The organism is Thalassospira profundimaris (genome assembly GCF_003326795.1).
Lineage (GTDB): Bacteria > Pseudomonadota > Alphaproteobacteria > Rhodospirillales > Thalassospiraceae > Thalassospira > Thalassospira profundimaris_C.
In genome coordinates this window covers 127,076-140,604 of the sequence record NZ_JPWI01000009.1, presented here as the reverse complement: position 1 = coordinate 140,604, position 13,529 = coordinate 127,076, and the positions used below count along the sequence as shown (strand labels likewise).

12 protein-coding genes are annotated in these 13,529 nt (G+C 54.6%); 5 read left to right on the top strand and 7 right to left on the bottom strand.

What is annotated here, in order from left to right:
• Positions 1 to 195: 195 nt before the first annotated feature.
• Positions 196 to 2,157, top strand: coding sequence for a diguanylate cyclase domain-containing protein (locus TH30_RS14495; RefSeq protein WP_114098814.1), 1,962 nt, complete (start codon positions 196 to 198; stop codon positions 2,155 to 2,157).
• Between the two features lie 225 nt (positions 2,158 to 2,382).
• Positions 2,383 to 4,290 carry an autotransporter family protein gene (locus TH30_RS14490; RefSeq protein ID WP_258548735.1) on the top strand — a complete coding sequence of 636 codons (1,908 nt, stop codon included), beginning with the start codon at positions 2,383 to 2,385 and terminating at the stop codon, positions 4,288 to 4,290.
• A 12-nt stretch (positions 4,291 to 4,302) separates the two neighbouring features.
• On the opposite strand, the gene TH30_RS14485 is transcribed toward TH30_RS14490, so the two are convergent.
• Positions 4,303 to 5,349: a helix-turn-helix domain-containing protein gene (locus TH30_RS14485; protein WP_114098812.1), complete on the bottom strand. Its 1,047-nt coding sequence runs from the start codon at positions 5,347 to 5,349 to the stop codon at positions 4,303 to 4,305.
• A gap of 180 nt (positions 5,350 to 5,529) precedes the next feature.
• Entirely contained in the window at positions 5,530 to 7,437 is a 1,908-nt protein-coding gene (locus TH30_RS14480) for an ABC-F family ATP-binding cassette domain-containing protein (protein ID WP_114098811.1), read from the bottom strand.
• A 423-nt stretch (positions 7,438 to 7,860) separates the two neighbouring features.
• Here TH30_RS14480 and ndk point away from each other — a divergent pair, with 423 nt between their 5' ends.
• The gene (gene ndk / locus TH30_RS14475) at positions 7,861 to 8,283 is read left to right on the top strand and encodes a nucleoside-diphosphate kinase (RefSeq protein ID WP_068518216.1); all 423 of its coding nucleotides are present in this window, start codon (positions 7,861 to 7,863) and stop codon (positions 8,281 to 8,283) included.
• Positions 8,284 to 8,374: 91 nt separating this feature from the next.
• On the opposite strand, the gene TH30_RS22005 is transcribed toward ndk, so the two are convergent.
• A complete protein-coding gene (locus TH30_RS22005; RefSeq protein ID WP_147252010.1) occupies positions 8,375 to 8,512 on the bottom strand; it encodes an aa3-type cytochrome c oxidase subunit IV in 138 nt (45 codons plus the stop codon).
• A 419-nt stretch (positions 8,513 to 8,931) separates the two neighbouring features.
• Here TH30_RS22005 and TH30_RS14465 point away from each other — a divergent pair, with 419 nt between their 5' ends.
• Entirely contained in the window at positions 8,932 to 9,405 is a 474-nt protein-coding gene (locus TH30_RS14465) for a P-loop nucleotide/nucleoside kinase family protein (RefSeq protein WP_258548740.1), read from the top strand.
• A 76-nt stretch (positions 9,406 to 9,481) separates the two neighbouring features.
• On the opposite strand, the gene TH30_RS14460 is transcribed toward TH30_RS14465, so the two are convergent.
• From TH30_RS14460 to purM, 4 genes are all read right to left on the bottom strand, one after another.
• Complete coding sequence (locus tag TH30_RS14460) at positions 9,482 to 9,610, bottom strand: aa3-type cytochrome c oxidase subunit IV (RefSeq protein WP_220150325.1); 129 nt, start codon at positions 9,608 to 9,610, stop codon at positions 9,482 to 9,484.
• 107 nt (positions 9,611 to 9,717) lie between these two features.
• Positions 9,718 to 10,101, bottom strand: a complete 384-nt coding sequence (locus TH30_RS14455) for a hypothetical protein (protein WP_147252008.1) — start codon at positions 10,099 to 10,101, stop codon at positions 9,718 to 9,720.
• Between the two features lie 177 nt (positions 10,102 to 10,278).
• Positions 10,279 to 10,953 (bottom strand): phosphoribosylglycinamide formyltransferase, encoded by a 675-nt coding sequence (gene purN / locus TH30_RS14450; protein ID WP_114098806.1) that lies wholly within the window; start codon positions 10,951 to 10,953, stop codon positions 10,279 to 10,281.
• Positions 10,941 to 12,014, bottom strand: a complete 1,074-nt coding sequence (gene purM / locus TH30_RS14445; RefSeq protein WP_114098884.1) for a phosphoribosylformylglycinamidine cyclo-ligase — start codon at positions 12,012 to 12,014, stop codon at positions 10,941 to 10,943. The genes purN and purM overlap by 13 nt, the downstream gene beginning before the upstream one ends.
• 363 nt (positions 12,015 to 12,377) lie before the next feature.
• Here purM and TH30_RS14440 point away from each other — a divergent pair, with 363 nt between their 5' ends.
• A complete protein-coding gene (locus TH30_RS14440) occupies positions 12,378 to 13,502 on the top strand; it encodes a DUF2066 domain-containing protein (protein ID WP_258548734.1) in 1,125 nt (374 codons plus the stop codon).
• The last annotated feature ends 27 nt before the right edge of the window (positions 13,503 to 13,529 follow it).

The following is a 13,529-nucleotide window of genomic DNA, read 5'->3' as shown; positions in this document are numbered from 1 at the left end:
TGGAGCCATTGTAATGTAGGGTTGCTTATATTAGATGTTGAACCAAAAGAACATTTCACGGGGCGGGACAATTTGTGTGCGAAAGTCTGTTCTTCGGGTATTATTTGCAGGTGTCATACTTGAGAATAGGGTGCCTTGGGTGTGGGCAGGATTTGGCGGCTTGCGCAATGTGCGACTGACAGAAGCAGGAAGGCGATGATCAAACTGGGCCATGTGAAGTCATTTATGGTGTGTTTCGCACCGTTGTCCGTCGTCTTTCTGAGCATTGTCGGATTTCTGGCATGGGAGGGAAGCTCTGTCCGGGAAAAGGCCATTGCCGATGACCAGCGCTATGCCCTTGAAAAGTCGATCTCGGTCCTGCGGGAACGTATTGAAATTGTTATTTCCGATCTTTTGATCCTGTCTGAAAGCAAGCAGATTGACGCGGTTGTTGCGGGCACATCAAACCTGACGGAACTTGCGGACGAGTTTGCGGTTTTTTCCCTGCGCCGCGGTCTCTATGACCAGATCCGCCTGCTTGATAATGACGGTATTGAAGTTGTGCGCGTCAATTATGGCAGCGGCATCCCGTTTTCCGTGCCGGTGCGTGAGCTTCAGGATAAAAGCAACCGCTCCTATTTCCGGATGGCAAGAAACGCACCGCGCGGGACGATCTATATTTCGGGCGTTGATCTGAACGAGGAATTCGGACAGATCGAAAAACCGATCAAGCCTGTGGTCCGGTTGTCTGCACCGGTGTTTGACAAATTTGGCGAGCGCCACGGTGTCATGGTTCTGAACCTGCGTGCGGCTCCGATCTTTAACGAGGTCGTCGATGCCTTGCGCCTTGACGGGGCAGAGCCCTTTGTCCTTGATGACGATGGTGGCTGGATGCTTGGCGGCGAGGAGGGGGAAAACTGGTCGGAGGAACTGACCGGCAAACCATCAAGCATCGGCGACCGTTATCCGAAGGCGTGGGAGAACATGCAGCTTGGCCTGCAAAGTTTCCGGGTTGATAGCGGATTTTATTCGGTACAGCGTCTTGATGTTTCCGACCTGTTTCTGGCACGCAATTCCCTGCGTTCGCTGGCGGTTATTTTTGGCAGTGACGACGAAAAAAGCAGCCGTTTGAACCTTTATGTCGGTGCCCGGCTGCCCACCGATACGTTAAACCAGCTTCTTTCGCCCGAGCGCGACACACTGATCATCGTTTCAGCAGCCTTTCTTTTGCTGATTGCGGTGGGCAGTGCCGCCTATGCCTGGACTCGCCAGAACCAGATTATTGCCAGTTTCGATGCCCGCCTGTCCGAACAGGTGCTGCGGGCCTCAAAGAACAGTGTGGTCGTCGCCGATGAGAATGGCATCATCCTTAAGGTCAATCCGGGCTTTACGGCAATGACGGGTTATTTGCCCAACGAGGCGGTCGGCAAACCGCTTTCCTTCCTGCGTGCCCAGCGCGAAAATGCCGAAGCGCTTGACGATATCCTGATGTCGGCGCGCGCCAATGGCATCTGGGAAGGCGAAGTGCGCAACCGTCGCAAGGGCGGGGATTTCTTCTATTCAAATGTGGTGGTCAGCGCGATTACCGATCCCACAACATCGGATGTCAATTTTGTCGAGATGGGACTTGATATCTCGCGCCATATGGAAAATGCCCAGGAATTGTGGCGTCAGGCCAATCATGACGCGCTGACCGGGCTTCCGAACCGGCTTTTGTTCGAGGACCGTCTTGAAGTCTCGTGCGGTCATTCCGAGAATGAAGGGCATTCGGTCGGGCTTCTCTATATCGATCTTGATGGCTTCAAGCCGGTCAATGATCGTTATGGCCATGAAATCGGCGATCAGGTCCTGCGCAAGGTTGGCGAGCGGATCAAGAATACAATCCGTCAGGGCGATACGGTCGCACGTCTTGGCGGGGATGAGTTCGCGGTGATTGCCGATGACGTGAACGGGCGCGAAGAAGCCGAATGGGTCGCTCAGAAAATTGCAGCATCCATCCAGCGCCCGATCGAGATTGATGCGCTGAGCATTACCGTTGGTGCAAGTGTCGGGATCGCGATTTTCCCGACAGATTGCAAGGAAACGGTCGCGCTGCTGGGACTGGCAGATGAAAAAATGTACCAGAACAAGCGGATCAGAAAATCCAAGAGTGGTGATCTGGCCAGTGCCCTGAAGTAACACAAAAAGCCAACCCCAAACGCCCGGTCTTGTAACCATGACTGGGCGTTTTTTTGTACCCTTAACCGGAGCAGATCAGAAGTTCGAAATGCCGGATACCATGATTATCAAAATCAGCAGGCTGGAACACTGGTGACAGAGTTTTGGGATGCTCAGTCAAAACTGTTGATGGGGACATGTGTATTCTTCTGACATTGAATGTCTGTCGTTAGGGGGAAAATGGCGATGGGTTTTTGGGGGCTGCGTCGGGGATTAGGTCTTGCGACGTTTGGTGTGGCCTTGTTGTCGGGAACAGCAATTCAGGCGGCGGATTTCACGATTTCCAGCGGTGTTACCGACACAACGGCCAAATCGCTGACGGCCGGGCAAACCGGATTGATCGAAGCGGGCGGGGTTCTTAATGTTGCAGCGGGGACGTCGATCAGTGTTGCGGGCGATGGCGTGACGGTGACGAACAATGGCACGATTTCATCAACAAACCCGGCAATCAATGGTGGTGCGACGTCAACCAATGCCCGGTTTACAAATAACGGAAGTATTTCAACAACCGCCGCGTTTGGGTCCGGGATGGTTGCGCAAGGAACCGGCAGTACGGTGATCAATAACGGGTCGATTACAACAACTGGCGCAAATGCCTTCGGCCTCCGGGCCACCAGCGGAACCAACATCACGCTTACCAACACTGGGACAATTTCGTCAAGCGGTATCGGGATGTCTCTCGACATCTCAAACGGTACTGGTATCAATAGTGGCTCAATTACCTCGACCGGTGGTTCCGGCATTGCCCTATCAGGTAGCAACAATAAAATTACTGTTACTGATACCGGGATCGTCAATGTGTCGGCGGCCAGTGCCCGGGGCATTATCAGTACGGGTGCGAATACGACAGTCACGGTCAGCGGAACGATTATGGCGACCGGGAGTGCGACAGAAGCGATTCGTTTCACAAGCACCGGTGGCATCATTAATATCAATGCAGGCGCGACGATTGTCGGGACCATTGATCCGGGGGGTGCAACCAGCGTGATCAATATCGATGCGTCGGGGGGCGGCCGGTCTTCAACATTGACCTTTACCAATGCCGGAACAATCAATCCATCGTCGGGGGGCGACGGACTGGCTGTGCAAAGCGGTTCGACAGTGGCGATTGTTGATCCCACGGGCCTTGCGGCCAACCGGGCGGCATTGGGGTCAACCACAGTGGGTATTCATCAGGCTGTCAGCCAGCAACTGGCACGGTCGAACAAGCCGGACCTGATTGTGGTCGCCGCCGATGAGCTGGAGCCCGGCATGCTGTTTGTCGAAGAAATGCCGTTTGCATGGGGGCAGGTTTTTGGCAGTTACCTTCAACGTGGCGATGACGGGGCGGCTTTGGCCTATTCAAGCCGGGTTGGCGGGGTAATTGCCGGATATGAAAAGCCGATTGATGATCACAGCATCGGCCTGTTTGGCGGAGCATCGGTTGCGGGCATGAAAACCGACGAGGCATCGGTTGAAAGTGACAGCAACGGTGTGTTCATCGGCGGATACGGGGAATATGTTTTCGGGAAATGGGCCCTCGACGGGGCGGTGGTTGTCGGATACCAGCACCATCAGGATGAACGTCTTGTGGTCGATAACCTGAAGGGCGAGGAAACAGCCCAATCGGATTACAACAGTGTCTATATCAGCCCCTCTCTGGCGCTGATCCGGTCGATTGATCTTGCCGGGGGCATAGAGCTGCGTCCGTCCGCGGAGGTGAATTACACCTATGGCTATTACGGGGAATATAGTGAAACCGGCACGACATCATCGAACCTGACCGTCAAGGGGCACGGGGTGGATGTGATCAATGGTCGTCTGCAACTGGCCGCCCGGCAGGATATTGCCGACGGGCTTGGCGAAATCGAATTGCGTGGCGGGATGAAATACAGCTATTTCGGGCGCGACAGCGTTGATGTCGGCCTGAGGAACGGACCGATGACACGCTATCAGGGAACAGGGGATACGTCATCGCGTGGGGGGTATGTCGGGGGCAACATGCGCTATGACATTGACCGGCGCATGACCTTTGTCGCCGATATGGAAATGGGCGCTGCCACAAACGAGGAACGGTCCATCAGCGGGTATCTTGGGCTGGAATACCGGTTCTAGGAGCAGGGGGCGTTAAAGTTGCCGCACCCAGTGCGGCAACCCTGCGGCATAACTGGGGGATGACGGGGAAGTGTCCCGGTTGCGTATGTAAGCATCGAGGGCTTCGGCGCGGACCTGACTTGGTGCGGCGTTGAATTTGGCGCGGAAGGCCCGGCTGAAATGGGATTCACTGTTAAATCCGCATTCAAAGGCGATGGTGCCAATATTCTTGTGGCTGAAGCGGGGCTGTGACAGCAAATGCAGGCTGCGCTGCAAACGGCGGTCCCACAAATAAGTCGCGACACCGCCATGGGGGGCGAAGATGCGGTAAATCTGTGACCGTGACATTCGAAAGGTCTGGGCGAGCAATGCCGGGGTGATGTTTTCGGACAGGTTGTTTTCGATATAGCGATAGATGATCCGGGTTAAAGCCACAGAAGTCGGCAAATCATATTCATCGGGGAAAAGCCCCTTGCGCAGCAGGCATCCCTGCATCAGATCAAGGGTACCCTGCATCGCGCTGTCCGCCTGACTGATTGTCATGCCGGGAATGCTTTGCCACAGATTTAAAAGACCGCTTCCAATAAAGCTGATCAGCGGATTTTCCGATGATAGCCTCCTGCCATGCAAAGCCGACAAGCGATCGGATATTTCCGGTCGCTTGTCCCGTGGGAGGACAAGGGTCAGGTTTTCAAAATCGCTGTTGGTCATGTCATGGGGCTGATCAAGATCAATGATCAGCATGTCGCCTGCAACGATATGCTCGTTGTCTTTGGTAACACCGCTGCCCTTGAGGAAAAGCTGAACCAGAATGTGATCCATATCATCCTGTATCACCCGGCGGGTATTGCGCGTGAATCGCTGGGCTTGTGATCTGGTTACACCAAAAACGGCGTCGCCGAGATTGCAGACATCGATTTTTGCATGAACATTCGTTGACTGCTTCCCGCCATCGGGCATGGCAAGATCGAAAAAGACGCCGATATTTTCTTGCCAGGCATCAAAGCGATGATCTGGCTCGATACTGGCCGTGTCAAAATGCGATATCGGAACCTGTGCCGTTTCGGACAATCTGAACATTCTTTCACATTGCGGGTAAGGCAAGCAGGTGGGCCAAAACGATGTCCCTCACCCGTTTTTAAATTAACCGAAGGTTGATGATTGCAGCTAATTTATATTTCGTCACATCGCTTTAAACAAGCGCCATTAGAAGCTTTCTAAGGGTGGTGTGGGCCCAATATCCTAGTGGTTCTGCCTTTTTCAGGCCACCATCGCCTCATACTCTTCCTGCTTGTCGAGCCATTTCTGTTCGACCATGGCAAGCTCGTTTTCGATCTGGCCGAGTTCCTTTTGGATGTCGGCCAGTTTTTGCGCGTTGGCGTCTTCGTAAAGGGTCGGGTCGGCCATTTTTTCTTCGATGCCGGCTTTGCGTTCGGAAAGCTTTTCCATCTGCTTTTCAAGCTTTTCGACTTCGCGCTTTATGGGGGCGGCTACTTTACGCTTTTCGGCGGCCTGTTGGCGTTCTGCCTTGCGGTCGCGTTTGGCGGGTTTGCCATTGCCGTTTCCGTCTTCGCCGCCGTTCTTGTTGGCACGGCGTTCCATGCGCGCACGATCGAGAAGATACTGGCGGTATTCGGCAACGTCGCCGTCAAACGATGTGACCGTGCCGTCCGCTACCAGAACCAGACGATCCGCACAGGCCTCGATCAGGTAGGGATCGTGGCTGATGATGATGACCGCACCTTCATAGGCATTGAGCGCGTGGTTAAGCGCATCGCGGCTGTCGATATCAAGATGGTTGGTTGGTTCGTCAAGGATCAGCATATGCGGGGCATCAAGCGTCATCAGGGCAAACAGCAGACGCGCCTTTTCACCACCCGAAAGGTCCTTGACCTTGGTGTCGCCCTTCGCGCCTTCGAAGGCAAAGCGGCCGAGCTGGGCGCGGACCTTGCTTTCGATCACATCGGGCATCAGGGATGCCATATGCTGATAAGGCGTTTCATCGCCGCGGAGCTCGTCTGTCTGGTGCTGGGCGAAATACCCGATGCGCAATTTGTTCGAGGATGTCTTTTCGCCGTCGGTCAGCTCGAGCCGGTCCGACAGCAGTTTGGCCAGTGTTGATTTACCATTGCCATTGGCGCCAAGAAGGGCGATGCGGTCATCCATATCAATGCGCAGGCTGATATTGCGCAGAACCGGTTTGCCCGGCTCATAGCCGACTTCACCATTATGGATATTGATCAGGGGCGGCGGCAGTTCCTTGGGGCTCGGGAAGTCAAAGGAAATACCGCGATCCTCGACCACCGGAATGGCCGGGCCCATTTTTTCAAGCATTTTGACACGGCTTTGCGCCTGTTTGGCCTTGCTGGCCTTGGCACGGAAGCGGTCGATGAAGGATTGCAGATGCTTTTGCTGGGCGATCTGTTTTTCGTAATGCTTGGAGGCCAGTTCCATCTGTTCGCGGCGCGTCTTGGCGAATTTGTCGTAATTGCCGCCATAAAGCGTCACCGTGCCATCATGCAGATGGGCAATGGTTTTGACCGCGCGGTTCAAAAGATCGCGATCGTGACTGATCAGGATGATCGTGCCGGGATAGTTGATCAGATAGTTTTCAAGCCAGATGGTGGCTTCAAGATCAAGGTGGTTGGTCGGCTCGTCAAGCAGCAGCAGATCAGGACGCAGGAACAGGGTTGCGGCAAGCGCCACACGCATGCGCCAGCCACCCGAGAAATCATCGCAGGCGCGTTGCTGTGCCTCGGCGTCAAAGCCAAGGCCCGAAAGGATCGATGCGGCGCGCGCTTCGGCGGTGTGGGCATCAATATCGGCAAGGCGGGTGTGGATTTCAGCAATGCGATGGGGATCGGTGGCTGTTTCGGCCTCGTCAAGCAGGCTTGCGCGTTCGGTATCCGCGGCAAGAACAGTATCAAGAAGGGATCGGCTGCCAGCAGGAGCTTCCTGTGAAACCACGCCCATGCGGGCACGCTTTGACAGGACAATGTCGCCACCATCGGTTGCCAGTTCGCCCGAGATCAGCTTGAGCAGGGTGGATTTGCCAGCACCATTGCGGCCAATCAGGCCGACTTTATGGCCATCGGGAATGGTCAGGGAAACCTGGTCAAGAATGACGCGGCCACCAATACGATAGGTGAGATCGGTAATTTGCAGCATTTTATCGGTCGTTCTCTTGATCGTGTAATCCGGTTTTCCCGAGCATTCCCGCCAGCGGTCGGGGGAATCGCAAGGATTTCTGTGCTTTCAATAGGGCAGAGTGCCGTTTGAAGCAAGGTTTCTTGAAACTGTAACCTGTGGAAAATCACTGGAAACAGCAGGGTTGTAACCATCGGAAGAATCGCAGTTTTATGCGTTTTTGCGCATTTTCGTGATGGTTTTGAGGTCAATGCAGCTACTGCAGGTCTGTATTGCGCGGGCAGAACTATCTGTTGCGTTGCGCTTCAAGCCCGTTTATATAGCGCCAACCTTTGGGTCTGTGGATGATAAGGGAGTCCTAATCTATGGCTCCTTTATGTTCCGCAGGCCCTTTTGGAAGCCCTCTTGGGGGGTAACGAAATTTTAAAAAGCTAGGTGAAACCAATGGCTGTCGAACGCACTCTTTCGATCATCAAGCCGGACGCAACGCGCCGCAACCTGACTGGCAAAATCAATGCCGTCATCGAAGAAGCTGGCCTGCGCATTGTCGCACAGAAGCGCGTCGCACTGACCCGCGCTCAGGCTGAAGGTTTCTATGCAGTTCACAAAGAACGTTCGTTCTTCGGTGAGCTCGTAGACTTCATGGTCTCCGGCCCGGTCGTCGTCCAGGTTCTGGAAGGCGAAAACGCTGTCGCGACCTACCGCGAAGTTATGGGTGCAACCAACCCGGCAAACGCCGAAGAGGGCACCATCCGTAAGCAGTTTGCAGAATCCATCGAAGCGAACTCGGTCCATGGTTCGGACTCGCTCGAAAACGCTGCAATCGAAATTGCTTACTTCTTCGCTCAGACCGAGATCGTCGGCTAAGCTTGGAATACAGAATTCCGGTTCATCCGGTAAAGAAAACGCCCCGCAGATTGCGGGGCGTTTTTTTGTGCCTGCGTTCTGGAATGAGAGATCAATCTATCAGGAAAGCCGCCATCAAAAGCAGCAAAACAGCAATGGAGATAATGCTCCAGAGAACGAACTTGGTCCAGTTGTGCCAGCCCGTTTCATGGACCTTGACCAGTTCGACGTCGTAGTCGCTTCCTTGCATTGTTTCCTCCCCAATTTCTGGGCCCAATTTCTGGGTCCGATTGTTTCGGATTTCGGGGGTACCCCGGCTATCAATCAAGACAACAGACAAATCTTAGCGATATTTAACCTGTGGGTGAATATCTTTTGTTCTCGGATCGTTTTGTGCGCCGCAACGTTGTGGACAAGGCAGGGTCTCCATGCAATGATGCCGGTATGGAAAATGTTGTAACCAATGCATCTGCACGAATTTTTACCGCCATTCACAGGATGGCGGGGTAGCGACGTTTTGACCAAATGAAACCCACCCGCCGGCGAGGCGGGTTTTTTGTGGCTGTCTCCCGGTATTTTTGAACAAGGGAGATTTAAATGCAGCCTGCGCCATCGCATCAAGATCGACGTCAACCAGCCGAACCAGCCCAAGCGGCCCCCGTGCTGCATATGTTATGCGGAAAGATCGCCGCCGGAAAATCCACGCTTGCCGCAGAACTGGCGCGAAAACCCCGAACAGTTCTGATTGCCGAGGATGAATGGCTTTCGGTCTTGTTTGGCGATCAGATGACCTCTGTTGCCGATTATATCCGTGTTTCAGGGAAACTTCGCACCGTCATGGGCCCGCATGTCAGCATGTTGCTGATGTCGGGGATTTCCGTGGTGCTTGATTTTCCGGCCAATACCGTGACCTTGCGCGGCTGGATGCGGCAGATATACGAAGATGCCGGAGCCGGTCACAAGTTGCATTTTCTTGATCTGGATGAAGATGTCTGCAAGCAGCGCCTGCGCGCACGCAACCGGACGGGAACGCATCAGTTTGCGGCCAGTGACACCCAGTTCCACCAGATTTGTGCGGCTTTTCAACCACCAGCCATTCACGAGGGCTTTGATGTCGTCACTTATGTGACAGATACGATCTGAAAACAAAAAAAGCTGCCAGAGAATGGCAGCTTTTTAAATTCCGGCTTGATGCAATCAGATCAATGCCAAAGGCAGATCACAGCAGGAAAATGGCCATCAGGACCAGAATGGCGATAACCGAAATGGTCGACCATTTCACGAAGCTGGTGAAACCGTCATAAATCGCGACATGGGTGTCGGTAAGTTCGTAGTCGTTACCCTGCAAGATTGCCTCCTAGGTTTGAATTTTTCAAATTTATATCTGCTGGGTTGAGGTGAGGCAAGTCCAAGATTAACCATAAATATCATCCCTTTGACCAAGGTCACACTCGCTCATTGACCATCGTTGCGACAACCATAAGGCAGGAAGGTACCGGTGAGCCCGTGGCTCATCATCGCAAGTGACATCTCGTTGGCGTAGTCGAGCTCTGTCTTGGATTTCGGGCAGGCATAGGCTCGCCCGGCACAGCCATTTTCGATATAGTCTTCCTCGGCCTTGGCAAATTCGGGGCTGAGTGCGCCGCGCGGAATTTCATCAAGCATTTCATCCCGGGTTTCCTGATAGACAGCGCATTTTTGTGCCCGCCAGGATTTTTCACCCGTTTGCATATCGGCCTTGTAGGAGTCCAGATCTGGATCGGAATCGGCCATCGCAGGACTGGTGAGCATGGCCAAAAGGGCGAAGGGGATGATCAGTCCGGAGAGCTTGCGCATCATGGTATCGGTTTTCCGTGGCGGTGGTGGTATTCGTTGATCCCATAACAGCATCAGAATGCGCAAAGATTATGACCCCGGTTTGCGGATCTGGCAGCAGGCCAAGAAAAAGGCGGGACATATGGTATGTCCCGCCTTTTATGCGTTCAGAAACCTGCGCAGCCAGCGCCAAAGGTTCTTTCATCCGGGCTCGAGTGCTGGGTTGATTTCAGCAAAATCGGCCTGCGGGGCGTCGGCAACCGTCACGATGCCCTTGGCATCGACCGATACCCGGCCCTCGGCGATCCAGCGGATCACTTGCGGATAAATGCGGTGCTCCTGACGCAGGATGCGCTGGGCGAGTTTGCCCGCATCATCGCCGGGAAGAACAGGGACGACTGCCTGGGCGATGATCGGGCCGCTATCGACTTCGGGGACAACATAATGCACGGTGCATCCGGCAAATTTGACCCCGGCATCAAGGGCAGCCTGATGAACATGCAGGCCCTTGAAGCTTGGCAGAAGCGACGGGTGAATATTGATCAGCCTGTCTTTCCAGCGGGTGACAAAGCTTTCACTGACCAGTCGCAGATATCCGGCAAGCACCACGAGATCCGCACCGCTTTCCTCGATCAGGGTGCTGACCGCCGCGTCATAGGCTTCGCGCCCGCCGGGATAGCCCTTGTGCGGGATGGCTTCGGCGCGGATGCCTGCCTTGCGGCCGCGTTCAAGCCCGCCTGCGTCAAGCTGGTTTGAGAAAACCAGAACGATTTCGGCAGGGTAGTCAGCTGCATTGCAGGCATCAATGATGGCCTGCAAATTGGACCCGCCGCCTGAAATCAGAACGGCGAGTTTAAGCTTGCTTACTTTTCCCATGCGGGGCCCATGTTCTTGATAACGACCTGCGGGCCGTCACCGGCACGCGGGCCGATCACACCGATCTGGCTGACGGTTTCGCCATGTTCACGCAGGATGGCTTCGGCCTCGTCTGCCTTGTCAGCCGGAACCACAACGCACATGCCAATGCCGCAGTTAAAGGTGCGTGCCATCTCGACGGCGGGAATGCCGCCTTCTTTGGCGAGCCATTTGAAGATCGGAAGGAATTCCCAAGTGCTGGCATCAAAGACAGCCGTCATGTTTTCTGGCAGAACGCGCGGAACGTTTTCCGTCAGGCCGCCACCGGTGATGTGGGCAAGGGCCTTGACCAGACCGGCCTTGTGGGCTGCCAGACAACTTTTGACGTAAATTTTGGTCGGTTCAAGAAGGGCTTCGCCAACGGTTTTGCCCGGTGCAAACGGGGCTTCGTCGCTGTAACCAAGGCCCGCCTTGTCGACAACCTTGCGGACCAGCGAATAACCGTTCGAGTGAACGCCACTCGATGCCAGACCAAGGATCACGTCACCTTCGGCAACGTTGCTGCCATCAAGAAGTTCACCACGTTCGGCGGCACCCACGGCAAAACCGGCCAGATCATATTCGCCATCCGAATACATGCCCGGCATTTCAGCGGTTTCACCACCGATCAGTGCACAGCCAGCCTGTTTGCAGCCCTCGGCGATGCCCGCAACCACGTCGGCGGCATTATCGACCGACAGTTTGCCGGTTGCGAAGTAATCAAGGAAAAGAAGCGGTTCAGCGCCCTGAACGACAAGGTCATTGACGCTCATGGCGACAAGGTCGATACCGACGGTGTCGTGCTTGTCGGCAAGGAAGGCGACCTTGAGCTTGGTGCCGACACCGTCGGTGCAGGAAACCAGAACCGGGTCGTTGTAACCGGCAGCCTTCAGGTCAAAAAGTGCACCGAAACCGCCAAGCCCGCCGGAAACACCGGAGCGCGAGGTGGCCTTGGCCAACGGTTTGATTCGATCGACAAGGGCGTTACCGGCATCGATATCGACACCGGAGTCCTTATAGGTAAGGCCTTTGGAGGCGGTCATTTTGGTGATCCTTGGCATCAAGCATGCATGAAAAAAGGGCGGCATAACCCGCGTTTTTCATCAATACGTACCGACTTCCAATCGACGTTCACCGGGCATTTGCGGGCCGGGTCGCAGCGGATATGCTGCTGTTTGACCAATCCGCCTTACTGACGCCTTTAATCAGATGCAGGAATATTCGTCAGTCCTACTGATAAAAAACGCGGGCTTGATAATTTCCGCTGGGCCGAAAATACTCAAACGCGGACAATATGCAATGATCACCTGCGCATGACAGAGTTTTCTTTGCAGAATGCGTGCAACATGCCACAAAGAGCATTGCACAAGAATTCGACAAGACACGATTAGGGCAACGAGGCATACGTGCTTACTTCATTGAAAAACATCAAGATGTTGGCTGGCGCCGTTACCGTTTCTGCGCTGATGGCATTTCCGGCTTTCGCACAGGACATTTTCACCGTAACGGGCGTTCATGTCGATGAAAGTGCGGAAACCGCCGCAGCTGCGCGCGAAAAGGCACTGGAAATCGGACAGCGCAAAGCATTTGAAGAAGTGGTTGCGCGCCTGACGCTGCCCGAAGATCGCGCCGGATTGCAGATTCCTGCGACCTCGGAAATTACCAATATGGTGCGCGATTTCGGCCTGTCGAACGAAAAAACGTCGTCGGTACGATATATCGCGGACATGACCGTGCGCTTCAAGGATGATGAATTGCGCCGTTTCTTGCGGTTCCGCGATATCTCCTTTGCCGAGCTGCAATCAAAACCGGTGATGATCGTCCCGGTCTATCGCACATCGGGCTATGTCAGCCTGTGGGATGATCCCAATCCTTGGCGCGATGTCTGGTCACGCAATATCGCGACATCGGGACTTGTTCCGGTCAAGGCACCGATTGGTGATCTGACCGATATTGGCACCATTTCAGCCGAACAGGCGGAAAATGGGTCGATGGAACGCCTTACGACACTAGCAAATCGCTATGGGGCGGGGGTCGCCGTGGTGGCAAGTGCAGATGTTGCCGGACCGACCGGCGGGGAAAGTGTCAATGTGACCGTGACCCGCTATGATCCCAACAGCGGCCCGCAGGTGTTTGGTGTTCAGGAAAATACGCTTCCTGGTGAAACGCTGAACGAGACGCTGGTGCGTGCCGCGAAGTCGGTACAGGACCAGCTTGCCGATGGCTGGAAGCGTGCGAACCTGATCAATTACAGTACGGGTGGCAGCCTGATGGTGTTTATCCCGATTACCGGTTTGCAGGACTGGGCCAAGATCGAGGACAAGCTGATCGGTCTTCCGGTTGTGCGCAATTCGCGCGTGGTGGCGATGTCACGCCGCGAAGTTCAGCTGTCGCTGGATTTCGTCGGTTCGACCAGTCAGCTGCAGACGGCCCTTAACCAGCAGAACCTTAATCTGAGTCGCATGGGCGAGCTCTGGTTCATCCAGCCGACCGGTTCGGACCGTTTGCAGGGCCTGTCGATTGGCGGATAAGCCAAGCGGCGCGCCATAAAGCCTAAC